General features: G+C 72.9%; 19 protein-coding genes. 13 read left to right on the forward strand and 6 right to left on the reverse strand.

The genetic code is table 11. The features are described 5' to 3' along the window. Nucleotides 1-146: 146 nt before the first annotated feature. The 11 genes from ACN269_RS04405 (at nucleotide 147) to ACN269_RS04455 (ending at nucleotide 14,029) form a co-directional block, all read left to right on the forward strand. Nucleotides 147-3,047 (forward strand): glycosyl hydrolase, encoded by a 2,901-nt coding sequence (locus ACN269_RS04405; RefSeq protein ID WP_421471141.1) that lies wholly within the window; start codon nucleotides 147-149, stop codon nucleotides 3,045-3,047. Nucleotides 3,048-3,421: 374 nt separating this feature from the next. Then, entirely contained in the window at nucleotides 3,422-4,705 is a 1,284-nt protein-coding gene (locus ACN269_RS04410; RefSeq protein ID WP_421471142.1) for a cytochrome P450, read from the forward strand. Between the two features lie 254 nt (nucleotides 4,706-4,959). Beyond that, nucleotides 4,960-5,439: a helix-turn-helix transcriptional regulator gene (locus ACN269_RS04415; RefSeq protein WP_421471143.1), complete on the forward strand. Its 480-nt coding sequence runs from the start codon at nucleotides 4,960-4,962 to the stop codon at nucleotides 5,437-5,439. 179 nt (nucleotides 5,440-5,618) lie between these two features. Continuing rightward, on the forward strand, nucleotides 5,619-8,075 hold the full coding sequence (locus ACN269_RS04420) for a nitrate- and nitrite sensing domain-containing protein (protein ID WP_421471144.1): 2,457 nt from the start codon (nucleotides 5,619-5,621) through the stop codon (nucleotides 8,073-8,075). A 16-nt stretch (nucleotides 8,076-8,091) separates the two neighbouring features. Continuing rightward, a complete protein-coding gene (locus ACN269_RS04425; protein WP_421471145.1) occupies nucleotides 8,092-8,496 on the forward strand; it encodes a roadblock/LC7 domain-containing protein in 405 nt (134 codons plus the stop codon). 41 nt (nucleotides 8,497-8,537) lie between these two features. Further along, on the forward strand, nucleotides 8,538-9,731 hold the full coding sequence (locus tag ACN269_RS04430; RefSeq protein WP_421471146.1) for an ABC transporter substrate-binding protein: 1,194 nt from the start codon (nucleotides 8,538-8,540) through the stop codon (nucleotides 9,729-9,731). Then, the gene (locus ACN269_RS04435; RefSeq protein WP_421471147.1) at nucleotides 9,728-10,624 is read left to right on the forward strand and encodes a branched-chain amino acid ABC transporter permease; all 897 of its coding nucleotides are present in this window, start codon (nucleotides 9,728-9,730) and stop codon (nucleotides 10,622-10,624) included. The genes ACN269_RS04430 and ACN269_RS04435 overlap by 4 nt, the downstream gene beginning before the upstream one ends. Continuing rightward, the gene (locus ACN269_RS04440; RefSeq protein WP_421471148.1) at nucleotides 10,621-11,637 is read left to right on the forward strand and encodes a branched-chain amino acid ABC transporter permease; all 1,017 of its coding nucleotides are present in this window, start codon (nucleotides 10,621-10,623) and stop codon (nucleotides 11,635-11,637) included. Before ACN269_RS04435 ends, ACN269_RS04440 begins: the two co-directional genes overlap by 4 nt. After that, a complete protein-coding gene (locus ACN269_RS04445) occupies nucleotides 11,634-12,377 on the forward strand; it encodes an ABC transporter ATP-binding protein (protein WP_421471149.1) in 744 nt (247 codons plus the stop codon). Before ACN269_RS04440 ends, ACN269_RS04445 begins: the two co-directional genes overlap by 4 nt. Continuing rightward, nucleotides 12,377-13,147: an ABC transporter ATP-binding protein gene (locus ACN269_RS04450; RefSeq protein ID WP_421471150.1), complete on the forward strand. Its 771-nt coding sequence runs from the start codon at nucleotides 12,377-12,379 to the stop codon at nucleotides 13,145-13,147. The genes ACN269_RS04445 and ACN269_RS04450 overlap by 1 nt, the downstream gene beginning before the upstream one ends. A gap of 63 nt (nucleotides 13,148-13,210) precedes the next feature. Continuing rightward, nucleotides 13,211-14,029 carry a class I SAM-dependent methyltransferase gene (locus ACN269_RS04455; protein WP_421471151.1) on the forward strand — a complete coding sequence of 273 codons (819 nt, stop codon included), beginning with the start codon at nucleotides 13,211-13,213 and terminating at the stop codon, nucleotides 14,027-14,029. 94 nt (nucleotides 14,030-14,123) lie between these two features. On the opposite strand, the gene ACN269_RS04460 is transcribed toward ACN269_RS04455, so the two are convergent. Continuing rightward, nucleotides 14,124-14,489, reverse strand: coding sequence for a hypothetical protein (locus tag ACN269_RS04460; RefSeq protein WP_421471152.1), 366 nt, complete (start codon nucleotides 14,487-14,489; stop codon nucleotides 14,124-14,126). A gap of 299 nt (nucleotides 14,490-14,788) precedes the next feature. On the opposite strand from ACN269_RS04460, the gene ACN269_RS04465 reads away from it, so the two are divergent. Then, on the forward strand, nucleotides 14,789-15,748 hold the full coding sequence (locus tag ACN269_RS04465) for a TIGR03557 family F420-dependent LLM class oxidoreductase (protein WP_421471153.1): 960 nt from the start codon (nucleotides 14,789-14,791) through the stop codon (nucleotides 15,746-15,748). 85 nt (nucleotides 15,749-15,833) lie between these two features. Here the strand turns inward: ACN269_RS04465 and ACN269_RS04470 are convergent, their stop codons facing one another. From ACN269_RS04470 to ACN269_RS04490, 5 genes are all read right to left on the reverse strand, one after another. Then, on the reverse strand, nucleotides 15,834-17,348 hold the full coding sequence (locus ACN269_RS04470) for a hypothetical protein (RefSeq protein WP_421471154.1): 1,515 nt from the start codon (nucleotides 17,346-17,348) through the stop codon (nucleotides 15,834-15,836). A 170-nt stretch (nucleotides 17,349-17,518) separates the two neighbouring features. Then, nucleotides 17,519-19,615 carry an amino acid transporter gene (locus ACN269_RS04475; protein WP_421471155.1) on the reverse strand — a complete coding sequence of 699 codons (2,097 nt, stop codon included), beginning with the start codon at nucleotides 19,613-19,615 and terminating at the stop codon, nucleotides 17,519-17,521. Nucleotides 19,616-19,702: 87 nt separating this feature from the next. Then, the gene (locus tag ACN269_RS04480; protein ID WP_421471156.1) at nucleotides 19,703-20,104 is read right to left on the reverse strand and encodes a hypothetical protein; all 402 of its coding nucleotides are present in this window, start codon (nucleotides 20,102-20,104) and stop codon (nucleotides 19,703-19,705) included. 366 nt (nucleotides 20,105-20,470) lie between these two features. Continuing rightward, entirely contained in the window at nucleotides 20,471-21,241 is a 771-nt protein-coding gene (locus ACN269_RS04485; RefSeq protein ID WP_421471157.1) for a DUF5995 family protein, read from the reverse strand. A 136-nt stretch (nucleotides 21,242-21,377) separates the two neighbouring features. Continuing rightward, a complete protein-coding gene (locus ACN269_RS04490; RefSeq protein WP_421471158.1) occupies nucleotides 21,378-24,278 on the reverse strand; it encodes a helix-turn-helix transcriptional regulator in 2,901 nt (966 codons plus the stop codon). A 194-nt stretch (nucleotides 24,279-24,472) separates the two neighbouring features. On the opposite strand from ACN269_RS04490, the gene ACN269_RS04495 reads away from it, so the two are divergent. Next, the gene (locus ACN269_RS04495) at nucleotides 24,473-26,584 is read left to right on the forward strand and encodes an AAA family ATPase (RefSeq protein WP_421471159.1); all 2,112 of its coding nucleotides are present in this window, start codon (nucleotides 24,473-24,475) and stop codon (nucleotides 26,582-26,584) included.

Raw genomic sequence — 26,584 nt, forward strand, 5'->3', positions numbered from 1 at the left:
GCAACCGGACGGACACATTGACGGGGATCTCGACGGTCGATTACCGTGCCGACTGAGAGAGCGCTCTCTCGATCGACGTTTTCCACAATTCAGACGCAAGGCGTCGGGGCGGCACCGTCCGCGCCCGGACGCGCGATGGAGGCACCATGAAACCTCCCGTCCCCCACCGCCGATGGGCGCTGGCCGCCGCCACCGCCCTGGCCCTGGTCGTCGGTGGCCTCACGATCCCCGTCACCCGCGCCGCCGAAGCCGCGCCCGTCGGCGCCGGCAGCTACACCACCACCCCGGTCGGCGCGCTCCCCACCGGCTGCGGACAGATGTCCAGCAACCCCCGGCAGTTCGCCACCGCCAACGCGCCCTCGGGCGCGGTGCCCACCAACGACTGGTGGTCCTCGCTGCTGTGGAAGCGCACCGACTGCGCCTTCAGCGAGCCGCTGCACGCCCACCCCACCTCGTACGACACGTTCACCGACGGGCTCGGCTTCTCGGCCAACTCCACACCCGCCATCAGCGGCACCGCGACCGGCGTCGGCGAGTACCACTACCCGTACGTGCAGGACATCCGCGTCGGCGTGGCCGGGCTCGCCGCGTCCCAGGTCAAGGTGGACGGCTGGACCGACTGGACGGTCAGCCCGTACTGGAGCGACGGTGCCCGCACCCTACGCGCCACCATCGGCCACGGCCTGCCGTTCGCCTACTTCCAGGCCAGCGGCGGCGACGCGGTGATCGGCACATCCGGCACCCCCGAGGTGTGGTCCAACAGCGGGACCACCATCGGCTTCCGGGTCAACGGCCACGACTACGCGGCGTACGCCCCGAGCGGCGCGAGCTGGACCGTCAGCGGTGGCCGCATCTCCTCCGCCCTGGCCGGTCGCGGCTACTTCTCGGTGGCCCTGCTGCCGCCGACGGGCAGCGCCAGCGAGCGCGCCGACCTGGCCACCACCTACGGCCGGTACGCGCACGCCCACGTCACCGGCACCCGGATCTCCTACTCCTACGACCCGTCGACCAACGGCCTGAGCACGACGTACGCCTTCACCACCACCGCCCGCGAGGGCAGCGCCACGCAGACCGTGGTGAGCCTCTACCCGCACCAGTGGAAGTCGCTGTCCGGCTCGACCCCGATCACGCCGACCTACCCGTCGGCGCGGGGCCGGATGAAGGTCCTCACCGGGATCAGCCAGTTCCGTACCGCCATGACGTTCCAGGGCGTCCTGCCGGAGTTGCCGGCCGTCGGCGACGGCAGCGGATCGGACCTGTCCACCCTGACCGGTCACCTGGCCGCGGCCCGGAGCAACCCGATGGACCAGCGCGGCACCGACACGTACTGGACCGGCAAGGGGCTCGGCCGGGCCGCCCGGATCGCCGAGATCGCCGACCTGGTCAACGACACCACCACCCGCGACAGCGCGCTGAACGCGATCCGCTCCACGCTCACCGACTGGTTCACCGCTTCCACGGGCAAGACCAGCAAGCTCTTCTACTACGACGCCAACTGGGGCACCCTGATCGGCTATCCGGCGTCGTACGGCTCCGACCAGGAACTCAACGACCACCACTTCCACTACGGCTACTTCATCGCCGCCGCCGCGACCCTGGCCAAATTCGACCCGTCGTGGGCCGCCAGCAGCCGCTACGGCGGGATGGTGGACCTGCTGATCCGCGACGCCAACAACTACCGTCGCGACGACACCCGCTTTCCGTACCTGCGGGACTTCGACATCTACGCGGGGCACGACTGGGCGTCCGGGCACGGCTCGTTCGGCTCCGGCAACAACCAGGAGTCGTCCTCGGAGGGGATGAACTTCGCCAACGCCCTCATCCAGTGGGGACAGGTCACCGGCGACACCGCCGTTCGCGACGCCGGCATCTTCCTCTACACGACGCAGGCCGCCGCGATCCAGGAGTACTGGTTCGACGTCAGCGACCAGAACTTCCCGGCCGCGTTCGGGCACTCCACCGTCGGCATGGTGTGGGGTGACGGCGGGGCGTACGCCACCTGGTTCAGCGCCGACCCCGAGATGATCCAGGGCATCAACCTGCTGCCGGTCACCGGCGGTCACCTGTACCTCGGCAACAACCCGGCGTACGTGCGCACCAACTACGCCGAACTGGTCCGCAACAACGGCGGGCCGCCTACAGTGTGGCAGGACATCCTGTGGCAGTTCCAGGCCCTCGGCGACCCTGACGCGGCCCTGGCCAACCTGCGCGCCAACCCGGGCTACACCCCGGAGGAGGGCGAGAGCAGGGCGCACACCTTCCACTGGATCCGTAACCTCGCGGCGCTGGGCACCGTCGACACGACGGTCAGCGCCAACCACCCGCTCAGCGCGGTCTTCTCCCGTAACGGCGCGCGCACCTACGTGGCGTCGAACCCGACCGCCAACCCCATCACCGTCACGTTCTCCAACGGCACGCGACTCACGGTGGGGGCCGGACGCACCGCCACCACCGGGGCGTACACCTGGAGCGGTGGCAACGCCTCCGGCGGCGTACCGCCGACCAGCGCGCCACCGACGACCGCACCGCCCACGACCGCGCCACCGACGACCGCACCGCCGACCACGCCGCCGCCCAGTTCGGGCTCGCCGACGCGGTACCTGCTCGCCGGTGGCGGGTTGGGCAACGCCGGCAGCGGGACCACGACCACGGTCGCGGCCGCCAACGGCAACCACGACGGTACGCCGACGAACGCCCAGGTCTTCACGGCGACCGGCCTGAACCTCGCCTACTCCGGGGCGCAGACCGCGTTCGACCTGTTCCTGGACGCCGGTACGGCCGTCGGCAACGGCACGCAGGTGCGGGTCTCCTACGACCTGACCGGCAACGGCAGTTGGGATCGGACGGAGACCTGGCGCTACTTCGCCACCGACCCGGTCCCCGGCTACGAGCACTACACCCAGAACGCCGGCCTGGCCTCGGCCACCGGCACGTTGGGCACGTTGAGCAACGGCACCGTCCGGGTGGAGGTCTGGTCGGCGATCGGCAACAACCTCACCACCCTGGGCATCGGCAACCAGTCGGTGCTCCGGCTTCCGTACTCCTGATCGGCCCAACCGCGCCCGTCGCCGACCGTGCCCCGGCCGGCGGCGGGCGCGGTGGCGTCACCCGCGGCCCAGGGCGGTCGTTGCCGGAAACGGAGACCGCGTCTGCGCTCTCCGGGCGGGCGGCGGACGCGGCTTGCGCGGGGCACGACCGGCGGGCAAGCACCCGACTGCAAGATGCAAGCGGCCACGGCCGACGTGGTTGTGCATTCCACAATTGACCGTTCCATAAATAGATAGACACCAATCTTGACTTGCGCATCGGAGCGGCGGACCGTGAGGAGCATGCGGCGGATGCCCACCATTGTCGGCCCGCCTCGCGCGACGGACGGAATGCGAGCGCCGCTGATTTCCTGCGGTGTGTCAGGAGGCATTCGATGCAGTTGAATCCGTACTCAGGAGCCTATCTCAGCGACCCGGCCGCCACCTGGCGGCGCATTCTCGACGATCCCGGCCGGGCGTTGTACGCCGAGGATCTGGGCCTCTGGTTGATCGGTCGGCACGCGGACGTCCGGCGTGCCCTCGCCGACGCCACGACGTTCGCCAACGCCCTCACCCTCGCCCCGGTCTACCAGGTGTGCCCGGCGGCCATGAGCGTCATCACGCAGATCGACGCACCGCCGACCACGGCCGCCGCCGACCCTCCGGTACACCCCCGTACCCGCCGCGCCCTGCGGGCGACCTTCGCCAACACCGCCGAACGGGCCGAGACGGAGTACGGCCGGATCGTCCGCCGCCGCGTCGGGGACCTGGTGTCCCGGCTCGTCGCCCGGCAGGGCCAGCGGGTGGATCTCGTCAGCGAGTTCACCACCGAGCTTCCGCTGCTGGTCATCCTGGACATCCTCGGGGTTCCCGACGCCGACGTCGAGGAGATCCGGCGGTGGGCGGACGGGCAGGTGGCCCTCATCTGGGGGCAGCCGACCCCGGACGAGCAGCTGCGCCTGGCCCGGGGCCTGCTGGACTTCTGGCGCTACTGCCAGGACCTGGTACGGCAGCGACTCGACAGCGGGGCCGACGGCGACGACTTCATCAGCCGCGCCCTGACCTACCGCGACGATGACGACGACGTGCTGACGGTGCCGGAGGTGGCGAGCCTGGCCTTCAACCTCCTGGTGGCCGGGCACGAGACGACCGCCGGGCTGCTCGCCCACGCGCTCGACGCGGCCCTGTCCCGCCCGCACCGGTGGCGGGCACTCGTCGACGACCCGCGATCCGTGCCCGACTTCGTGACCGAGACCCTGCGGTTCGCGCCCGCCATCGACGGCTGGCTGCGGGTGACCCGTCGGGACGTCACCCTGGGCGAGGTCACCATCCCGGCGGGCGCGCGGTGCCTGCTGATGATCGGGGCGGCCAACCGGGACCCCTCGGTGTTCGCCCGACCGGACCGGTTCGACCCGCACCGCACCGACGCCACCGACCACCTGTCATTCGGCCACGGACCGCATTTCTGCATCGGCGCGGCGTTGGCGCGACTGGAGGCCGACGTCGCTCTCACCCACCTCGCCGAGGCCATTCCCGGACTGAGCCTGTCCCCCGACCATCGCCGTTCCTTCGCACCCAACGTGTCATTCCGAGCGCACCACGCTCTGCTCGCGACAATCGACATCCGCACGCCCGCCGACACTGGGCAAGCAACCCCGGCCGAGGCACAGGCCGCCTGACGAGGCGGGCCACGGCGGTGCGGTGCGGCGCCCGGCCCGACACCTTCCGAGTCCTATCGGTGCGACGCCGCCGGCACCCGCGGACGAGTCACGGCCGGTGGATCTCTCGCGGATTGCGCGACAATTCATCGCCGCGCACGTCTTCACACCCATCGTGTCAAGGGTTAAGAATTGCCCCCTGTGAATGTCCAGCCCATCGGTCAATCTCGATCTGACACCCGCCGCTGATTCGCGGGCGCCCCGAAGGTGAGCGCATGGAGCACACGCCCGGGCCGAGTGCCGCATACTCCGCGGCCAGCCAACAGTTCCGGTGGGAGCTGCGCACCTGCCGGGTACGGCGGGGCCTGACCCAGCGGGCCCTGGCGGACCTGGTGCGGTTCAGCCGGGAGACGGTCGCGGCGGTGGAGGCGGGCCGCCGCTTCGGCAGCCAGGAGTTCGCGGTCCGCTGCGACGACGTGCTCGACACCGGCGGCCGGCTGGCCGCACTGTGGCCACAGGTCGCGGCCGAGCAGTTGGCGGCGGACGGACGACGGGGCCCACGATCGTCGGACCGTGCTCGCCTCGACCCACCGGCGTCGCGCCAGCGGGGTCGTCGCGACGCGCGCGACCCGGGCGCCGTGGTGGACGCCATCGACGAACTGCGCGAGTTGATCGGTCAGGTGCTCAGCAGCCGACCCGAGGCGGACGACGCCGCGTCACGGCGCGGGTCCGAGCACCTCGACGATCAGCGCTGAGCGCGTCCCACACCGGCCGGAGGCACCGCGCCACCGGCCGCTGACTCTGGGTACAGATGCTGGTACGGCCAGTTTGTACCACCGCGAGGTCTGGCCTCCGAGCGCGGGTTCCGGCCGAATGGGACTTGCATTCGGCAAGGTGCGGATAGACCGTCATCGACGAGTCGCGGGAGTCAATCTTGGCGTCGAGCACGAGGTCCCACGCGGCCAGACCCTACCCGACCCGCCAGCGCGGCTGGAAGATCGCCGGCCGGATGCGCCTCATCGTGGCGGCGCCACTGGTCGCCGTCATCGGGTTCGCCGGCCTCGCGCTGACCGAGAGCGCCCGCCAGACGGCCCGCGCCAGCGACCTGGAGGTGCTGGCACGCCTCGGCGCGGAGGCCGGTGACCTGGCGTACCGGCTGCAACGCGAACGGGTCGCGGCCGCCGACCTGCTCACCACCGCCGCCGCCGAACAGCAGGACGCCTTCGGCGCGGAGATGGTCGCCACCGACGCCTCCGTGGCGCGCTACCGCCGCCAGCGTGACCGGGTGCCCACCGACGCCAACGCCGGGCTCCTGCGCCGCGTCGACGCCGCGCTGGACGGCCTGGCACCGCTGCGCACCCAGGTCCGTACGGCGGAACACGCCTCGGTGTCCGCCATGACGTTCAGCTACCGCATCGCGATCGCCGACCTCATCACCTTCCGGGACAACGTCTCGCACGGCGTCGTCAACGCGCGGCTCGCCGACGGCATCCGCGCCTCGGCCGCGCTGTCGAAGACCGCCGAGGCGATCGGCCAGCAGCAGGTCGCCGTCCTGCGGGCGGTGGCGGCCGGCGAGCTGACCCCCGCCACCCAGCAGGACATCACCGCCGCCCGCACCAGCTACACCGAGTCCAGCCTGTCCTTCCTGGCCCTCGCCCCGGCCGAGTGGGGCCTCTGGTGGGAGCAGGCCGGCACCGGCAAGGAGGCGCTCGCCCTGCAACGGATGCAGGACGAGGTGAACCGCGCCCAGCCGGGATCGCCGCTGCGCCTGGCGACCGCCGACTGGGTCACCACGACGCAGCAGCGCGTCGCCCGCCTGGCCGACCTGCGGGGCCGCGTCGACGTGGCGGTGCTCGACGACGTGCGTGCCGCGTACGCCGACCAGCGCCGCCGGGCCGTGGCCGAGGCCGTCGGCGTACTGCTGGCGCTGGTGCTGACCGCCCTGGTCACCTGGGCCGTCGCCCGGCAGATCACCCGCCGGCTACGACGACTGCGCGACGCGGCCAACGCCGTCGCGTTCGAACAGCTCCCCGCCGTGGTAGCCCGCCTGCAACGCCCCGACAGCGCCAGCGTCGACCCCGACGAGCTGGCCCGCCAACAGTCCACGGCGGCCCTGGAGGCGTCCAGCGACGACGAGATCGGCGAACTCGGCCAGGCGTTCAGCGCGGTGCACCAGGCCGCCGTGCGGACCGCCGCCGAACAGGCCGTCATGCGCGCCAACACCGCCGACATCTTCATCCACCTCAGCCGACGCGAACAACGGCTCGTCGACGCCGTCCTCGCCCAGGTCGACCGGGTCGAACGGGACGAGACCGACCCCGACCGCCTGCACCAGCTCTACGCCCTGGACAACCTGGCCACCCGGATGGGCCGGATCAACGCCAGCCTCCTCGTGCTGGGCGGCGTCGGCGTCGGCCGGGTACGCCAACACGACGTCCCCCTGCAACAGGTGCTCCAGGCCGCCCAGTCCCAGATCGAGCACTACGCGCGGATCCGGCTCGGCATGGTCGACGGCGACGTCGCGGTGGCCGCCAAGTCCGTCGACGAGGTCGTGCACCTGCTCGCCGAACTCATGGACAACGCGACGGCGTACTCACCGCCGGGCAGCGAGACCTGGGTGAGCGGCCGCAGCCTCGGCGACCGGGTCATCGTCCAGATCAGCGACGAGGGCGTGGGCCTGCCCCCGCAGCGGTTGCAGCAACTCAACGAGCTGCTGGCCCGACCACCCGCCATCGACGTCGCCGCCGTCCGGGCCATGGGCCTGGTCGTCGTGGGTCAACTCGCCGCCCGCCTCGGCGCGAGCGTCCAACTGCGCCGTGGCCCCCGGCGCGGCACCCTCGCCGAGGCGACCCTGCCCGCGGCCATGATCCGATCGCTGCCGCCGGAGGAGTACCTGCTCGCGCCCGGCCGGCTGTCCCGGCGGGCCGCCCGCACGTCCGCCGCCCCGCCCCCGTACCGGCCGGGCGCGGAGCCAACCGCCGGGCACGCCCCCGCTCCCCGGCCGCTGCCGGCGGCACCCGTGTTCCGCCCGACGTCCCGGGTGGACCCCGCGGACGCGCCCACCGAGGAGCTGCTCATCTTCGAACAGGTCAACCACTGGTTCCATACCGACGTCGTGGACGCTCCGAACGGTCGCCAGTGGTCCAGCCCCGCCGACGACGCGTGGCGGACCGCCGCCCAGGCGCAGACGCCCGAGGTGGCCACGACCACCACCACCGGCCTGCCCAAACGACAACCGCAGCGGCATCTGGTGCCCGGCGGCGTCACCCCGCCCGCCCCGCAGCAACGCTCCGAGTACCGCGACCCGGCCCAGGTCGCCACCGCGATGGCCGCGTACGCGCGAGGCGTGGCGGCCCGGCGGCGTACCCCGATCAACCTCGGCAACTCGTGACCGACAGGGAGAGCACGTGACCGACCACCAGGACCTCGGCTGGCTGCTGGACAGCTTCGCCGAGCGCGCGATCGAGGTCAGCCATGCGATCGCCATCTCCAGTGACGGCCTGATGGTGGCCGCCACCCGCGACCTGCCACCGGACCGGGCGGACCAGCTCGCCGCCACCGGCAGTGGCCTGGTCAGCCTCCTGCGGGGCGCAGCGGCCTTCTTCGACGCCGGGGCGGTGATCTCCAACGTCACCCAGCTCGAGGGCGGCTTCATGTTCTCGATGGCCTTCAACGACGGCGCCTCGCTGCTCGTGCTCGCCGCGCCCGACTGCGACGTGGGCAAGGTGTCGTACGAGATGACGGAGCTGGCGAACCGGATCGGCGACGCGCTGACCCCCGCGGCCCGGGCGGCGCTCGCCCGCAGCCGCTGACCCACCGACCGACCCCCTCCTCCTCTTCCCCTGGAGACGACATGTCCCTCGATACCCCTGCGCGCAGCCGTGCCGTCGGCGCCGCGCTGCTCGCCCTCGTGCTGGCCGTGAGCACGGCCTGCGCCGACGACGAACCGGGCACGACCGGCGGCGGATCCATCAAGATCGGCCTCCTCGCGTCGCTGTCCGGGACGTACCAGTCCGTCGGCAAGGAGATCCGCGACGGCTTCGAGCTGTACCTGGACACCCACGACGGCAAGCTCGGCGGCCGGCAGGTCGACCTCGTCGTCGCCGACGAGGGCAACGGGGCCGCGACCGCCGTCCCGGCGGCGACCAAGCTCCTCAAGCAGGACCGCGTCGCCGCGCTCACCGGCATCGTCGGCGGCGGCTCGGTCGCCGGCGTCTACCCACTGCTACAGGAGACCAAGGTCCCGCTCGTCGGCTCCAACGGCCGGCCGGAGATCAAGGACGTCTCCCGGGTGTGGCACACCTCGTACCTCTCCGACGAGCCGGGCGCCGCGATCGCCCAGCACGTCAAGGACAACGTCAAGGGCTCGGTGTACGCCATCGGCCCGGACTACCAGGGCGGCTGGGACGAGCTGCGCGGCTTCACCGACGCGTTCACCAAGGCGGGCGGGACGCTCGCCAACCCCGACGGCAAGACCACCTTCACGCCGTTCCCGGCCACCACCAACTTCACGCCGTACTTCGCCCGGATCAAGGCCTCCGGCGCGCAGGCGGTCTACACCTTCTACGCCGGCAGCGCCGCCGTCGACTTCGTCAAGCAGTACGCGCAGTCCGAGATCAAGGACGTCCCGCTGTACGCGGCCGGGTTCCTCACCGAGGGCGGCGTGCTCAACGCCCAGGGCGAGGCGGCCCGGGACATCTACTCCGTACTCAACTACTCCCCCGACCTCGACAACGCCGAGAACCGCAACTTCGTCGCGGCGTGGAAGGCCAAGCACGACGGGTCGCCGACGACGTACGCCCTGGCGTCGTACGACGCGGCGGCGGTGCTCGACCGCGCCATCGGGGCCGCCGGCAGCGACCCGACACCGGAGGCCATCAACGCGCAGATCGGCAAGCTCGGCCAGATCGCCAGCCCGCGCGGCGCGTGGCAGTTCTCCACGGTCACCCACTCGCCCGTGCAGAAGTGGTACCTGCGTCAGGTCCGCCAGGACGGCCGGGCGCTGTCCAACACCGTCGTGGGTGACCTCGCGACCGTCGGCCGGTGAGCACCGTGGCGGCAGGCCCGAACCGGATCGACCCGTACCTCATCCCGGCGCTGGACGGGGTCGCCTACGGGCTGCTCGTCTTCGTCGCCGCGGCGGGCCTGGTCTTCTGCTTCGGCGTCGCCAACATCCTCAACCTGGCGCACGGCATGCTCTACGCGATCGGCGGCTACACCGCCGCGGCGGTGCTCGACGGCGGCTGGGCGAGTCTCGCGCTGGCGCTCGGCGTCGGTGTGTTGGCCGCCGCGACGGCCGGTGTGCTGCTCGCCGGGCTGCTCACGCCGGTCGCCACCGGCAACCACCTCACCCAGGCGCTGTTGACCTTCGGGGTGGCGCTGGCCGGCGGCAGCCTCCTCGTCGCCGGTTTCGGCCCCGACGATCCACAGGTACGGGTGCCGGCCGCCCTCGACGGGTCGGTGGCGGTCGCCGGGCACCGCTATGCCGCGTACCGGCTGGTCTTCATCGTGGTGGCGGCGGCGCTCGCCGCCGGTCTCTACCTGGTCGTGCGGCGGACCCGGGCCGGAATGCTGGTCCGCGCGGCCGTGGACGACCCGGAGATGGTCGCCTGCCTGGGCGTGAGCCCGGCGCGGATCCGCGTCGGCGTGCTCGCCGCCGGTGGCGCGCTGGCCGGCGCGGCCGGGGTGCTCGGCGCGCCCATCATCGGCCCCGGCGCGGACACCGCCGACACGGTACTGCTGCTGTCGCTCGTCGTCGTCGTCCTCGGTGGGCTCGGGTCCATGGTGGGCACCCTGCTGGCGGCCCTCGCAGTCGGCGAGATCCAGACCCTGGGCGTGGCGTTGCTGCCGTCCGCCGCACCGTTCCTGCTGTTCGCGGCCATGGCCGCCGTGCTCGCGGTGCGGGCGCGCGGCCTGGCCCTGCGGTGGGCGGCGACGTGAGGGACGGACTGCTCCGCCGGGCACGCGCCACCGTCGCGGCGCTCGTCGTCGCCGGCCTGGTCCTGGCCCCGTGGGTGGTCGACGACTACACCGCGGCGATCCTCGCCCGGACCCTCGCACTGGGCCTGGTCGGGGTGAGCGTGGCGCTGCTCACCGGCGTCGCCGGCCTGCCCACCCTGGGTCAGACCGCGCCGTACGCCGCCGGCGCGTACGCCAGCGCGGTGCTCGGCAGCCAGGTCTCCGACGTCGGCGTGGTGCAGGTAGCCGTGGCGGCGCTGGCCGGCGCGACCCTCGCCGCGGTGACGCTGCCGCTGGTCGTGCCGGCCCGGGGCGTCATCGTCCTGATGATCACCCTGGCGATCGGCGAGCTGGTCGTGACCGTCCTCGGACGGTGGCGGTCGGTGACCGGCGGCACGGACGGCCTGGCCGGAATCACCCCGGTCCGTCCGCTGTGGGGACTGCCGGTGCTGGCCTCCGACCGGGCCCGGTACGTCTACACCCTCATCGTCGTGGCGACGCTGGTCGGCGCGGTCCTGCTGCTGATGCGCACCCGCGGCGGGCTGCTGCTGCGGGCCGCGCGCGACGACGAGGCGCGGCTGCGGGCCAGCGGGCACCGGGTGCCGCTGTACCTGTCCGGCGCGCACCTCGCGGCCGGGGCGATCGCCGGTGCGGCCGGTTCCCTGCTCGTCGTCGCCCAGCAGTACGTCTCCCCCGCCGACTTCGGCTTCGACACGTCCGCGCTGCTGCTGCTCGGCGTCGTCATCGGCGGCACCGCGTCGGTCGGCGGCGCGCTGGTGGGCGCGGTCCTCGTCATCGCCGTCCGCGACTGGCTGTTCGGGGTGCTGCCCGGTCACGCGCCGCTGGTGCTGGGCGCGCTGTTCGTGGCGACGGTCTACCTGCTGCCCACCGGCGTCACGCGGGTCCGCCGGCAACGCGGCGGGTCGCGGCAACCCGTCCCCACGCTGGACCGCCCCGCCCCGGCAGCCGCCCGCGGACCGGAGCTGCGGGTATGACCTGCCTGCTCAGCGCCGAGAAGATCACCGTGCGGTACGGCTCGCTCGCCGCGCTCACCGACGTCGACCTGTGCGTGCACGACGGCCAGCGCCACGCCCTGATCGGGCCCAACGGGGCCGGCAAGACGACCCTGCTCAACGTGCTCGGCGCGACGACCCGCCCACAGCACGGCACGGTGCGTTTCGCCGGCAGCGACGTCAGCCGGCTCGGACCGGCCGCACGGGCCCGCCGCGGCATCGACCGGACACACCAACGGCCCGCCGTCTTCGCGACCCTCACCGTCAGCCAGAACATCGAGGTCGCCGCGCTGCCCCGAACGATCCGGCCACGTCGTTGCTGGCCCGCTGGAACCCGGGAGGCCGCCCGACGGCGCACGACCGCGCTGCTCGACCAGCTCGACCTGTCCGACCTCGCGACGGTGCCCGCCGGCCAGCTCGCACACGGGCAGCGCCGGCAGGTGGAGATCGCGATGGCCCTCGCCGGCCGCCCCCGCCTGCTGCTGCTCGACGAACCGGCCGCCGGACTGTCCGCCACCGAGGTCGGCCGGCTCGCCGAGCTGCTGGCGGCGCTGCCCCGGCAGATCGCCGTGCTGCTGGTCGAACACCACCTGGACCTGGTGTACGCCCTCTGCGACACCGTCACGGTGCTGCGCGACGGCCGGACGGTGGCCACCGGCACACCGGACGAGATCCGTACCTCGCCGCTGGTGCGGCGGGCCTACGCCGACGGGATGTCCTGATGCTGTACGTGGAGCGGCTCTGCGCCGGCTACGCCGGGGGGACCGTGCTGCACGACGTCGATCTGCGGGTGCCGCCCGGCACCATCCAGGCCGTGGTGGGTCGCAACGGCGCCGGCAAGAGCACCCTCGTGCACACCATCGCCGGGCTGGTACGCGCCGCGAGCGGACGCGTCGAGATCGGCGGTGTCCACGTGGCCGGACGGCAACCGCACCGCATCGCCCAGTGCGGCGTCGGCCTCGTACCGCAGGGCCGGCGGGTCTTCTCCCGGCTGACGGTGGCCGAGCACCTCGTCCTGGCGGCCGCGCCGTGGCGGGCCGCGACACCTGGCGGCGAGGGCTGGACGGTGGCCCGGATCCTCGACCTGCTGCCGCGCCTGGCGGTACGGCTGCGCCACCGCGGGTGCGAACTCTCCGGCGGCGAGCAGCAGATGCTGGCCATCGCCCGCGCGCTGCTCGGCCAGCCCCGGGTGCTGCTGCTCGACGAACCCTGTGAAGGACTCGCGCCCGACCTGGCCGCGCGGGTCCGCGACCTCGTCGGTAACCTCGCCGCGAACGGGTTGACCGTGCTGCTCGTCGAGCAGCAACTCCGCCACGCGATCGAGATCGCCGACCGGGTGGCGGTGCTGGAGTACGGCCGGGTGGTCTACGACCGGCCGACCGCCGAGGCGCGCAGGGATCCGGGCCGCCTGGAGGCGATGGTCGGCAGCGCCGTCACCCGCACACACCCGGGCACCGGAGCGAGCCGACAGCTCCGGGCCGACATCCCGTAGTCACCCGGTCCCCTGCGCGGGGCCGACACCCCGCAGTCACCCATCCGGAGAGGCAGACGATTGATGGCGACCCCGACCAGCGAGGCGACGTACACCTTCGACAACGGCGCACCGGACGCGGTACCGCAGATGCGGGCGCTGGAGTCCTTCCTGGACCCGATCACGATGCGCCGCCTGGGCCGTCCGGTGCTGCGTCTCGGGTCGACCTGCTGGGAGGTCGGGGCCGGTGGCGGCTCGATGGCCCGGCGGATCGCCCGCGCGGTCGGCGGGCACGGCAGCGTGCTGGCCACCGACATCGACCCCACGCACCTCGTGGCCGACGGCAACCTGCGCGTGCGCCGCCACGACGTGCGCGCCGATCCCCCGCCCGGGGACGCGTTCGACCTGATCCACGCCCGTCTGGTGCTGCTACACCTGCCCGAACGCCGGCGGGTCCTGCGTACCCTCGTCGGCGCGCTGGCCCCCGGCGGCTGGCTCGTCGTCGAGGAGTTCGACTGCACTACCCCGGTACGCGTGCTGACCGCGCCGAGCGACGACGCGGCGAAGCTGTTCGCGCAGGTGATGGACACCATGATGGGGGTGCTCCAGGACCACGGCGCCGACCTGGGGTGGGCGCAGGACGTGCACACCGAGATGACCCTCGCCGGCCTGGCCGACGTCGACACCGTCACCCACTCGCAGAGCTGGGCTGGCGGGTCGACCGGCACGTCGCTCTACGAGACGAACTCCCGCCAGTTGGAACCGGACCTGCTGGCGGCCGGCTTCTCGCCGCAGCAGCTCGCCGCCTTTCGTCGACTCGTGCGCGACCCGGCGTTCGCCGTCATGAGTTACCACTTCGTCTCCACCCGGGGCCGGCTCGGTGGCCCGGCCCACACCCCCTAAAGCGTCCTAGGACACCACCATTTCAGGCCAGCCCGGAATGACAGCGGGCCCGTTACCCCGGCACCGGGGGTAACGGGCCCGTCTGCGAACCGGTCTAGCCGAGACAGGTGACGACGGCCGTCAGGGTTTGAGCCGTGGTGCCCCGGTTGGAGCCGCGTACCGCCCAGCCGTTGCCGGACGCGAACGAGTCGGTGAGGAAGATGTCGAACGCGGATGTCTGTCCGCCTCCTCCGGTGACGATCGTGCCCGCTGGGCAGGTGGCGAAGGAGATGTTGTTCGCCCCCGCCACCACTGTTACGGGAGTCCCTGTCGTTTGCGACAGTGCACTCATCCCGGACGGCTTATTACTCGCGGCGGGACTGGTGTCAGCCGCGTTCGCCCCGCTCAGCGGAACGACCAGCAGAAGACCGCTGACCGATAGTGCCACTGCGCTGCTGATGAACAACTTCTTCTTCCGCACGCCTGGTTCTCCCCATCGATTGCTGAGCACGAGAGACATTCGACCGGACGGTCCGCAGCAGGCTACTAACAGCCAGTGATCAATTGCATCGATAGATGCAGATTTAAAGATGGACCAAAGTTCGACACCTGACCCCCGCCGGCAACAAAGACGTGACCGGTTTCGACCTTCCACCCACTCACCGGCTCGGGCACCGGTGCCGGATCGGCGCCAGCGACAGATCCCATGGGGCTGGTTTGTCGATCTTGCGGTCGGGAACCGACTGCCGTCAGGGCCGAGGACGGATCGGGGGCGCGCCAATGCAGATCGGCTACAAGCTGGCCTCGGAGGGTTTCGGGCCGCAGGAGATCATCCGCCAGGCCGTCCGGGCCGAGCAGGCCGGTTTCGACTTCGTCGAGATGAGCGACCACTACCACCCCTGGCTGGAGGCGCAGGGCCACTCGTCCTTCACCTGGAGCGTGCTGGGCGCGATCGCGGCGCGTACCAGCACCCTGCGCCTCGCCACCGGCGTCACCTGCCCGACGGTGCGCTACCACCCGGCGATCATCGCGCAGGCGGCGGCGACCATGGGGCTGATCTCCGACGGGCGGTTCACCCTCGGCGTCGGCGCCGGTGAACGACTCAACGAACACGTCGTGGGGCAGGGCTTTCCCAGCGTACGGGGACGGCACGAACGGCTCCGCGAGGCGTTGGAGATCATCCGCCTGCTCTGGCGGGGCGGCTACCAGTCGTACGAGGGGCGACACCTGCACCTGGAGGACGCCCAGGTCTTCGACCTGCCGGACACCCCGCCCGTGATCGCCGTGGCGGCCAGCGGCGAGGCGTCGGCCCGGCTCGCCGCCGAACTCGGCGACGGACTGTTCGCCACCGATCCGGACGCCTCGATCGTCGAGCACTACCGGCGCGCCGGCGGATCCGGTCCCCGCTACGCCGAGGTGCCGCTGGCCTGGGCCACCGACGAACGACAGGCGGTCGACGCGGTGTGGGAGAAGAGCCGGTGGATGGTCACCGGGTGGAAGGTGATGAGCGAACTGCCGAACCCGGTGAACTTCGACGCGGCGAGTGCGCACGTCGAGGAGAAGCACATCCGGGCGCTGTTCGCCGTCGGCCCCGACCCCGAGACGCACGTGGCGAAGGTCCGGTCGTACGTCGACGCCGGCTTCGACCACATCGTGTTGCAGAACGCCGGTCCGGACCCCGACGGCTTCCTCGACTTCTTCGCCGCCGACCTGTCCGGGCGGCTGCGCGCGCTGGGCTGAGCGGCCGCACTCGACACACGCGCCCGCCCGCCCGGACGGCTGTCCGGACGGGCGGGGGCGCTCAGGATGGATGGAGGACGGGAACTCAGCGGAAGCAGTGCGCGATCGGCACGGCGCTGCCCTCGCAGTTGGTCGGCTCGTTCTCGACGACCACGCTCTCGTCGTCGATCTTGACCTGGGCGTGTTCGGCGAAGATGCCGCCCGGCTTCACCGTGGCCGCGTTGTGGGTGACCTTGCTGGTGTAGAGCGCCACCGCGCCCGCGGTGGCGTAGATCCCGCCGCCCTTGGACGTCGCGCCGACCGCCTCGTTACCGGTCACGTCGCTGCCGCGCACCAGCAGGTTGGACTTCTCGGTGTAGATGCCAGCCCCGATGCCGTGCGTGGTGTTGCCGGCCACCACGCTGTCGTCGAGGGGCAGCAGCCCCTTGACGGTCGAGATGCCGCCGCCGTTGACGGTGGAGGTGTTGCCGCGGATGGTCATCTTGCGCATCACCAGCACCGCGTCCGAGTTGGCGGCCCCGCCGCCGACCTGCGCGGTGTTGTTCAACAACTCGGTGTCGTACACCTTGGTCCGGGCCGAGAAGCTGGCCAGGCCGCCGCCCTGTCCGGCGCTGTTCTGCGCGAAGCTGGTGCTCTCCACGTCGGCCGCGCCCCGGTAGTTGCCGAGCCCGCCGCCGTAGCCGTTGGCGCTGTTGTGGTGGAACTCCGAGCGCTTGAGCGTCAAGACCCCGCCGTTGAGCAGGCCCCCGCCCTTGCCCGCGGCGCCGGAGGCGCTGTTGCCGATGAACGTGGAGTCGGTGACCACCATGTTGCCGTCGTTGAAGATCCCACCGCCGCCGCCCTCGGGCGACAGCGACGTGCTCTGGGTGACGGTGACCCGTTCCACCACGGCCGTCGCGCCGTGCACGACGTGCACGCTGCCGCCCTCGATGAGCGAGCGGCCGTTGTGCAGCTCGACGTCGCGCAGGGTCAGCTCGCCGCCGTCGCGGACGGTGAAGAAGCGGAACGCCTCGGCCTGGGCGTCGCGGGCGATCGTCGCGCCGGCGCCGTCGATGGTGATGGGCTGGTAGATCACCGGTAGGCCGGCTGTGTCGTCGGCCGGGTTGTGCGGCGGGGCGTCGGCGTCCCCGGGGGTCTCCGCGGCGTCGGCCTGCTCCCGGGCGTCCCGGATCCCGCCGTCGTACTGGTCGGTCTCGTGGAACGCCTCGGTCAGCGTGTACCGGCACCGGGGCGCGAGCCGCAGCTCGCCGCCGCCCGCCGCGTTGGCGGACACCAGCGCCGCCACCAGCTTCGCCGCGTCGCACGGCACCTCGACCACGCCGCGCTTGCCGGTGCCCGGTGTCTGCGGCCGGGCCCGCTCGGCGTCGTCCCCGCCGCGCTCGGGGGTGGACCGGTCACCGGAGCGCCGGTCGTCGTCGCGGTCGGCGACGGTGAACCTGCCCAGGACTCCGAGGGAGAGATCACGGTCGGCGGCGGCGGCGACGCCGGCCACTCCGGCGGCGCCCACCACCAGGCTCCCCGCCAGGAGCCCGCCGGCTAAGAACCATCGGGACCGCCGTCGAGGTCGAGCTGGGCGGTCCCCTGGTTGGTACGTGGACATCCGGTGCCTGCCTTCCTGCGTACGTGCCGTGTCCGCGTCCCATTCGGGCGCGGGGGGCCGGACGTGCCGCCGACCACCAGAGGTCACGATATGACCGCAATACGGACAGGGAGGTGTGAACGTGAATAGTGCTGCCATTCATCTTTTTCGGTACCAGACGGCGCGCGTCCTCACCCGCCGACGTGGATACCGGGGCGGCGCAGCGGGTCCGGCTCGGTACGGCGGATGATCTCCCGCACCACCGGTGGGGTGTCCCCCCGGCCGAGGATCAGGTAGCGCAGCAGGTGTGCGATCGGGCTGCCCTCGGACCACTCGAAGTGCGCGTGCGGGCGGACCCCGGTCGCGTCCCGCAGCGCCAACAGGATCGCGGCGATCGCGTTCGGCGCGGCCGCGCTGCTGGCCCGCAGCACCCGAAAACCCCCCACCTCGACCCCGTGCACCCGCAGCACCTGGCTGAACCCCGACGGGTCCACCACGTCGATCTCCAGGAACAGCACGTCGGACGCGCCGGGCACCGGGTTCATGCCCCGCTGCGCCCGTTCCTTGACCGTGTACTCCTTCACCGACCCGCCCTGGCGCTTGTTCGCGATCAGGTGCAGCTGCCCGTCATGGGCCAGCGACTCGGTGATGAACCGTCGGGCCGGCTCGTCGAACTCGATCCGTTCGGCGCGCAGCTCGGTGGTGCGGGTGACCCGCGAGATCAGCGACACCGCGATGATGCCGAGGATGAACAGCGCCGAGATGGTGATCCCGTCCGGCTTCTCGATGACGTTCTCCACCAGGGCGTACACCAGCACCAGTGTCAGCACGGTGAAGCCGATGGCGCCGCCACGCTGGCGGCTCCGGACCGCCGAGATGGCCACCGCCACCGCGCCGGACACCATCATCGCCAGGATGCCGGTGGCGTACGCGCCGGCCTGGGCGTTGACGTCGGCGCGGAAGGCGATGGTGATGGCGACGCTGACGACGGTGTAGACGATCACCACCGGGCGTACGGCGCGCGCCCACTCCGGGGCCATCCCGTACGAGGGCAGATAACGGGGCACGATGTTGATCAGCCCGGCCATCGCCGACGCACCCGCGAACCAGAGGATGAGCACGCTGCTGAGGTCGTACACGGTGCCGAACGCCTCACCGAGGTAGGTGTGCGCCAGATAGGCCAGCGCCCGCCCGTTCGCCGCCCCACCCGGCCGGAACTCGGCGGCCGGCACGAGCGTGGTGGTCACGAACGTCGTCGAGATGAGGTACACCGACATGATCAGCGCGGCGGTGGTGAGCAGTCGCCGGGTGTTCCGGATCCGGGCGGCGAGCCGGGCCTCCCGGTCCGGCCCGTCGGCCGCCACCAGGGGCATCATGCTGACTCCGGTCTCGAAGCCGGACAGCCCCAGGACCAGCAGCGGGAAGGCCAACACGGCGGTGAGCAGCACACCGCCCGGGCCACCGCCGTCCGCCGTCAACGCCCCCGTCCAGTCCGACACGATGCCCGGATCGCCGACGATCCGGGTCACCGCGACCACCACGATCACCGCGTTGAGCACCAGGAACACGGCCACCAACGGGATGGCGACCACCACGGCCTCCCGGAAGCCGAGCAGGAACACCCCGCCGAGGACGAGCAGCAGCGCCACGGTGACCAGCACCGGCACCGCCGGGCCGTGCAGCGCGTCCGGCAGGTACGGGTTCTCCAGCAGGTGCACGGTGGCGTCCGCCGAGGAGAGGGTGATCGTGATGATCCACGAGGTGGCCACGAACCCGAGCAGCACGAGCACGAAGATCTTGCCCCGCCAGAACGGCAACAGGCGTTCCAACATCGCCACCGAACCCTGCCCGTGCGGGCTCTCCTGGGCGACCCGCCGGTACATGGGCAACATGCCGAACAGGGTCAGGGCGACGATCAGCAGGGTCGCCAGCGGTGACAGCGCGCCGGCGGCCACCGCCGCGATGCCCGGCAGGTACGACAGGGTGGAGAAGTAGTCCACGCCGGTCAGGCACATCACCTGCCACCAGGCGTGCCGGCGGTTCTGCCCCTCGCTCGTCTCCGGGCCCGGCGGCTGCACCCGGTGCTCGAAGAGCCACCGCCGCAGCGGGCTGGCCGGCGGCGTCGAGCGGACCGGACTGTCCACCCGCTCCGGCACCACGACACCATGTCGACCGCCCGGATGCGGCCGGGCCGGGTCGCGGGCCGCGCGCAGGGCCGGGTCCGGCCCGGTCGGCGTGTGGCGTCGTCCGCCCCAGCGTCGCGGTCTCGCCCGGTGCTCGTCAGCCATCGCCCGTCCCACCCTCGCAGGTCCTGCTCCGACCGTAGGTGCCAGCCGACGGCACGAGCGGCCGAACCGGGTAGGTAGCTGGCCTGCTCAGGGCAGGTCCGCTCCGGCGAGGAGCCGAGCCAGGGCCACCGGTTCCGCGACGGTGACCGTGGCAGCCGGGTGCCGGAGCCAGGCACCGGGCGCCAGGGCCGGCACCGGCACGCCGAAACGCACGCAGACCCCGGCCTGCGCGCTGCTGCCGAAACTCACGCCGCCGTCGGCCAGCGACAGGCGCGGGCCGAACACCCGCCACCACCGGTACGGCCCGCCGACCTCGGCGCCGAGCACGTTGTCCCGGCCGGTGCGCAGCCACCACGGCCCGTACCGGATCTCCAGGTGCCGGTCGTCGACCGCGACCCAGGCCGTCGCCGGGCGGACCCCCAGCAGCGCCAGCGGCGGACGGAACGCCGCGTCGAAGCGAAACGGAAACCGGGTCGGTACGTCGGTCATCGGGCACCCGGCCGGGCCGCCGGCCGGGAGACGGGGCCGCCCGGACGCAGCGGGCCGGGTCGCGCGGGACGAGGTCGGGCAGCGGGACGACGCCGGGCCAGGACGGTCATGGCGCGGGCGTACCCGGAACTCATCGGTCGACACCCCCCAGATTCACCGCAGCCGCCGCTCCCCCGTCGCCGGCCGACACCCCCCGGGCCGGCCGACGACGGCGGACGGTCGGCACCCCCCCGGGCCGACCGGCCGACTCCCCGGCCGCCGCCGACGGATGCCGACGGACCGCGCGGGTAGGTGGAGCGAGCGGGGCGGTTGCGCCCCCGCGCTCCGCCACCCCCACGGGCGGAGCGCGGGGACCCCCCGTCCCGGCTACTGCAGGAACGCCCCGAGGGGCGAGAGCAGCAACCGTCCAAGCGCAGCGGCGTTGTCGTCCAGCCGCAGACGCTCACACTCTCGGGCGTCCGGATCGTGCCGGCACCGCCAGATCTTCTGCGCGTTGCGCCACGCGACATCGCGGGTGTACTCGACCAGTTCCCCCTGGTACCAGTCGTCGATGTCGCCGTTGAGCATGTCGATGAGCAGCTGCCACCGCTCCAGGTAGCCCCGGCGCAGACCGGGGATCTTGTCGGCGAAGATGTTGTTGATCTGGAGGTAGTCGTGGTGCTGGTCGGTGCCGTCCACCGGCTCCGACTCGAGGTGGTCGAACGTCGTCACCAACGCGAACGGCAGGTCGAAGTTGATGTGCGCGTTCACACCGGCCGCCGCCGACGGCAACGGGCGGGCGTCGGGCCCCCGCATCCGCGAGAACAGACACGACCACGCCTTCGGCGTGCCCGGGCTCGAGTCGGTCCAGAGCCGCAGGGCGTCGAAGTAGCGGGCCGCGAACTCGACGTCCAGCCGGGAGAGGAAGACCGGATCGACGAAACGGTCGTCGTACAGGCCGTCCAGCACACTGCTGGTAATCGTCAGGTACAACTTGTTGAAGTCGGCGAGCGGGCAGCTCGCCTCCAACGGAGGCAACCGCACCAGCAGGTCCTGGAGCTTCGTGAGATGGTCCACCACCGCCGGCACGTCCGCCGGGTGATCGGCGAGCAGGTCGACGATGTCCCGGTGCACGGGCCCCCAGACCGGTTCGGTCATCTCTCCTCCATGATGGTCGGTGCGCCCCCGTGACGCCGTCGACGGGGCACAGCCTCTCAGCCGGCAACCGCCGCCGGGATCAGTAGAACGACGTATCCCCGGCGCACACGCGCACCGGGGATACGTAGTGGTGTGGTCAGCCGCGCGCGTTGCGCAGGTGGATCGCGCTGGCCTGTACGCGGGTGCGGACCTGGAGTTTGTCGAAGATATGTGACACGTGCACGCCGATGGTCCGCTCGCTGATGAACAGCCGCTGCCCGATCTCCCGGTTGGTCAACCCCTCGGCGACCAGCGCGAGCACCTCCCGCTCCCGCGCGGTGAGAGTCGCCAACTCGTCGTCGGCCGGCTCGACCGACCCGGTGGCACGCGCGCCGTCGGCGCTGTCCCGCTCCTCAAGGGACACCCGGGCCCGCCCGGCCAGCTCCCGGATCTCCGAGGTCAGCGGCACCGCGCCCAACCCCTGCGCCACCCGGTACGCCTCGCGCAACAGCTTGCCCGCGGTGGCGACCCGGCTCCGTCGGGCCAGCAGGGCCTCGGCCTGCCGCAACCGTGAGTACGCCGCCGGGTAGGGGTGGTTACGCCGGTCCCACTCGGCGACCGAAGCGGCCCACAGCTCCGGGTCGCTGCCGTCGAGGCGACTCACCTCGGCGGCGCACAGCGCCAGGAACCCGTCCACCACCGACCGCACCGGTCGGGCCGCCGACGCGCTCTTGCGCGCCACCCGCTCGGCCACGTCCCGCAACCGGCGGACCGCCGTCGGGTCCACGTCGACGGTGCGGCTGGCGTGCGCCTCCGCCTCGGCGCGCAACCCGTGCCAGACCAGCGCGGACAGGATCGTCACGTCGTCCGAGCGGCTCTCGGTCAGGCCCCGCTGCACGGCCTGCCGGGCCACGTCGTGCCGGCCCTCCCACATCGACAGCCCGGCGCGCAGCGTGAGCAGCGGGATGACGTGCCGGGCGCCGCCGCCGGCCAGCACCGTCGCCACGGCGTCGAGGTCCCGGTCGGCGGCGGCGATGTCGCCGTAGCCCACCGACAGCCGGCACCGGGCCAGCAGCAGCTCGACGGCGTCCGCTCCGGACGGTCGGTGCCGCAGCGCGGCCGCCACCACCTTCTCCGCCTCGGCCCACTGCCCCACCCGGAACAGCCCGTTGGTGGCGATGGCCAACAGGCGGGTTTCATAGGTACGCCCGAGGCCCAGCTCGGCCACCCGCTCGGCGCCCCGGCGGGCCACCACGACACCCTCTTCGAGGATGTTCAGCGGCCCGGTCAACAACTCCGCCAGGTGCAGGTACGCGCAGGCCACGTCCTCCGGCTGGCCGGAGCGCTCGGCCGTCTCCAGAGCCTGGCGCATGACCGCCAGCCCGGCGTCCGGGTCCTCCAGGTACGCGTCGCTGAAGCCGAGCGCCGAGCTGGCGAGCACCACCTCGGTGGTGGACCCCTCAACCTCGGCGGCCAACGCCAGCGCCTCCCGGGCGCGCTGGCCCGCGTCGGCGTACCGGCCCAGGTGCAGGAGCAGTTCGGCGAGTCGCGCGGCGGCGGCCGCCCGGTCCCGTGGCGAGCAGTCCGCCGCTTCGAGGGCCCGCTCGTACTCCTTCTCGGCGAGCGCGGAGCGGCCCGCGGCGGCGAGGTACCGCGCCCGGCGGATGTGCAGCGCGCAGCTCGGCGCGCCACCGCGCACCGCGACCAGTTCCTCCAGCAGCGCCAGGGCGCGGGCGTGCTCTCCGCAGTGGTGGGCCGCCTCGGCCGCGTTGCCGAGCAGCTCGACCCGGTCCACCTCCGGCGAGCCGGAGTCGCCGGCCAACTGCAACGCGGCCGTCCAGTGGCGGTGCGCCTCGGCGTAACCGTGCAGCCGCTCGGCCTCCTGCGCGGCGCCCACCGCGGCGGGCAACGCCCGGGCCGGCTCGCCGGCCAGCCGCCAGTGATGCGCCAACCGGGCCTGCCGCAGCTCGCCCGGCGCCGCGGTGAGCGCCTCGGCGTAGCGGCGGTGCAGCCCGGAGCGTTCGGCGGGCAGCAGCTCGTGCGCCAGTACCTCGGCGACGAGTCGGTGCCGCAGCCGGTAGCCGTCGTCGGCGCTGACCAGCAAGCGGTGTGCGACCGCGGCCCGCGCGGCCTCGATCAACTCGCCGTCGGGCAGGTGCAGCACCTCGGCCAGCAGCCAGTGCTGCACGGGCTCGACGCCGGCCGCCACGGCGTGCACCACGGCGTGCGCGTGCTGCGGCAGCGCGTCGACCCGGTCGAGGAAGATCTCACGCAGCGTCTCGGACAGCCCGTCCCGCCCGTCCCGCAGGTCGCGGGCCAGCTCCTCGATGACGAACGGGTTGCCGCCGCTGCGCTGCCAGACCTGCTCGGCCGCCTCGACGGGAAGCGGCCGGCCCACCACCGCGGCGGCCAGCTGTTCCGTGCCGGCACGGTCCAGCGGTGACAGATCGAGCACCCGTACCGTGCGCAGCCGGCGCAGCTCGGTCAGCACCCGACGCAGCGGGTGTGCGCCCTGCAACGATTCGGCGCGTACCGCGGCCAGCACCGACAGTTGCAGGTCACCCAGACCGGCCAACAGGTAGAGCAGGAGCTGCCGGGTGCTGCGGTCGACCCACTGCAGGTCGTCGAGGATCAGCACCAGCGGCCGTCCCTCGGCGATCAGGTGCAGACCCCGGGAGACCCGTTCCAGCAGGGTGCCCGCGCCGTCCGGGCCGCCGGTCTCGTCGGCGAACACCTGCAACAGCCCACGTACGGCCGAGGAGGTACGCGCCTGCGCGGCGGTCAGGTCGGCGTCGAAGCGCCGCAGCGCCTGGAGCAACGGGTGCAGTGGGGAGGCGTCGCCGATGTCCAGGCAACTGCCGGTCAACACCAGCGCGCCCGCCTCACGCAGCCGGACGCCGACCTCGCCGAGGATCCGGGTCTTGCCCACGCCGCTCTCGCCGGTAAGGAAGACGGCGGCCGTCTGTCCCTGTGCCACGTCACCGAGCAGCGCCGACCGAACCGTCTGTACCAGCTCGGTCCGGCCCACGAGCGGTGCGGTGTCCACATCGCTGGCCATGGCACGCAGCCTAATCACAGGCCCCCCGACCGTTCTACGGCCATCTGCCGCTTGTGGTACTCCTCGCGTCGACATTGCGACTAAAGGTTGCGGGTGGCCGACATACGTCGTTCTGCCGATCCCCCGTCGGCCCAGGGATGCCAATCTCCGAGGGTCGTCAGCCCACCACCTGGGGAAGGTCGGGTACGCCATCCATGATCACCATCGTCACCGACACGCCGCGGACCGACCGCCCACACTGGCCGGTGCCCGAGGAACGACGGACCGTCAGCGTCCTCTTCGCCGACATCGTCGGCTCCACCACGCTCGTCGACCAGCTCGACCCGGAGGACGTCCGCGCGCTGCAACGGGCCTACTTCGAACAGGTCGCCGGTGTGCTGCGCCGCTGGCACGGCGTGGTGGAGAAGTACGTCGGCGACGCGGTGATGGCGCTGTTCGGGGCGCGGCACTCCGACGGCTTCGACGCGTACCGGGCGGTGCGGGCAGGTCTGGAGATCCAGGCCGCGCTGGACCGCCGTCCGATCCTCGGCGACATCATCCTGCGGGTGCGCGTCGGCATCGCCACCGGCGAGGTGGTGGTCGACCTGGGCGACGCGGTGAGCGGCGGTCACGGCGTGGCCAGCGGCGCGGTGATCACCACCGCGGCCCGCCTACAGGGGTACGCGGCACCTGGCGGCGTCGCGTTGTGCGCGGTCACCGCGCGGGCCACCGCCGGCCTGATCGCCCAGCGTCAACTCGCGCCGATGACGGTGGCCGGCCGGTTGGCGCCGATGCCCGTGTGGCACGCCACCGGTCCGGCCCGTCCCGGCGCCGACCGGCACGACGGCCCACTCATCGGGCGTCGCCGCGAACTGACCGGCATCGGCGAGCAGGTGAGCGCGGCACTGCGGACGCGCGAACCGCGCTGGATCTCCCTCGTCGGCCCGAGCGGCAGCGGCCGCAGCCGGCTGCTGCACGAGCTGAGCCGGACGCTGCGCACGGTGGACGGGATGCCGGTGCGCTGGTGCGTGGTGGGGTGCCCGCCGTACCCCGATCAGGTGCTCGCGCCGGTCGCCGAACTGGTCCGTGTCCTGGCCGGTACCCGCCCCGGCGACGGCCCGGCAGCCGTCCGCGCACGCCTGACCGACGCCCTGACTCCGCTCTACCCGCCGGACCGCGTCGCGGTGGCGGTGCCGGCGCTGCACCGGCTGCTGACCAGCCCGGACGCCTCGGCCGAGGCGCAGGCCGCCGCGGCGATCTGCCGCGACGCCCTGCTGCGGCTGGCCGCCCATCGGCCGCTGGTCGTGGCCGTGGACGATGTGGACCGTGCCGCGCCGGCCGTGAGTCGCTTCCTGCACGACCTGTTCACCGCGGCCACGGTGCGTGGCGTGCCGCTGGCCGTGCTCACCGTGCACCAGCCGCAGTGGGCCGACACCCGGCCGAGCCCTGCCCGGCGGGTGCCGATCCGACCGTTGGCCGCCGTCCAGTCCGGCCGTCTCCTGCGCCACCTGCTGACCCGCGCCGGGCAGCCGGTGGACCTGGTCGGCCGGCTGCTGCCGCTGGTCGGTGGCCGGCCCGGGCACGCCGCCGCGTACGTCACCTCGATCGCGGCGGGCGGCGACCCGACGACGCTGCCCGAGCCGGTACGTCGCAGCACCGGCGCCGAGCTGGACCGGTTCGGCGGTGACGGCCGGGCGGTGCTGATGGCCGCCGGCACCCTCACCGGCATGCTCTCCGGACCGACCCTCGACCGGGCGCTGGGTTGGACGCCGGGGCGGTCCGCTCCCCTGCTGCGCGCCCTGGTCCGCGCCGGACTGCTGCGCGACGACCACACCCGCGGGTACGCGTTCGTCGCCCCGGCGCTGCGTCAGGTCGCCGCCGAGCGTCTTCCCCACGCTTTGCGCGCCGTGCTCACCCGGCGGGCCGCCGCGGGTCCGGCATCCGACAGCGTGAGCGGCCCGGCGACGCTGCCGCGCACCGGCCAGCAACGGCGCGTGCCCACCCTGGCGGCGCCGACGCCCGACCCCGCGCGGATTCTCCGACCGCTCCGCACCACGCCGGAGACGCCCACACCGGTCGGGCCGACGCCCCCGGTCGACCGCGCGCCGGTCCGCCGCCGACTGCGCGCGGTCCCGGCGGACGTGCCGTCGGCCGGCGCGAGCCGCCGTGGTGCCCCGTGGCGCGCGGATGTCGCGTCGCTGGCCGTAGCCCCGGGGGTGCCCACCCCCGTCGGCCGTGCCCGGACGGCGCTGCGCCCCGGCCGCGCCCGGGCCGGCTTCCGATTACCGGTGACGCCCCCGCTGCGCGACCTGGCCGCCGCGGCCTGA

The sequence above is a fragment of the Micromonospora sp. WMMD736 genome (genome assembly GCF_049179015.1).
Taxonomy (GTDB): Bacteria; Actinomycetota; Actinomycetes; order Mycobacteriales; family Micromonosporaceae; genus Micromonospora.

What these genes read in the sequence shown, in the direction of transcription:
- ACN269_RS04405 (WP_421471141.1), top strand. Translation starts at nt 147, where the DNA reads ATGAAACCTCCCGTCCCCCACCGCCGATGGGCGCTGGCCGCCGCCACC.
- ACN269_RS04410 (WP_421471142.1), top strand. Translation starts at nt 3,422, where the DNA reads ATGCAGTTGAATCCGTACTCAGGAGCCTATCTCAGCGACCCGGCCGCC.
- ACN269_RS04415 (WP_421471143.1), top strand. Translation starts at nt 4,960, where the DNA reads ATGGAGCACACGCCCGGGCCGAGTGCCGCATACTCCGCGGCCAGCCAA.
- ACN269_RS04430 (WP_421471146.1), top strand. Translation starts at nt 8,538, where the DNA reads ATGTCCCTCGATACCCCTGCGCGCAGCCGTGCCGTCGGCGCCGCGCTG.
- ACN269_RS04445 (WP_421471149.1), top strand. Translation starts at nt 11,634, where the DNA reads ATGACCTGCCTGCTCAGCGCCGAGAAGATCACCGTGCGGTACGGCTCG.
- ACN269_RS04450 (WP_421471150.1), top strand. Translation starts at nt 12,377, where the DNA reads ATGCTGTACGTGGAGCGGCTCTGCGCCGGCTACGCCGGGGGGACCGTG.
- ACN269_RS04455 (WP_421471151.1), top strand. Translation starts at nt 13,211, where the DNA reads ATGGCGACCCCGACCAGCGAGGCGACGTACACCTTCGACAACGGCGCA.
- ACN269_RS04465 (WP_421471153.1), top strand. Translation starts at nt 14,789, where the DNA reads ATGCAGATCGGCTACAAGCTGGCCTCGGAGGGTTTCGGGCCGCAGGAG.
- ACN269_RS04470 (WP_421471154.1), bottom strand. Translation starts at nt 17,348, where the DNA reads ATGTCCACGTACCAACCAGGGGACCGCCCAGCTCGACCTCGACGGCGG.
- ACN269_RS04475 (WP_421471155.1), bottom strand. Translation starts at nt 19,615, where the DNA reads ATGGCTGACGAGCACCGGGCGAGACCGCGACGCTGGGGCGGACGACGC.
- ACN269_RS04480 (WP_421471156.1), bottom strand. Translation starts at nt 20,104, where the DNA reads ATGACCGACGTACCGACCCGGTTTCCGTTTCGCTTCGACGCGGCGTTC.
- ACN269_RS04485 (WP_421471157.1), bottom strand. Translation starts at nt 21,241, where the DNA reads ATGACCGAACCGGTCTGGGGGCCCGTGCACCGGGACATCGTCGACCTG.
- ACN269_RS04490 (WP_421471158.1), bottom strand. Translation starts at nt 24,278, where the DNA reads ATGGCCAGCGATGTGGACACCGCACCGCTCGTGGGCCGGACCGAGCTG.
- ACN269_RS04495 (WP_421471159.1), top strand. Translation starts at nt 24,473, where the DNA reads ATGATCACCATCGTCACCGACACGCCGCGGACCGACCGCCCACACTGG.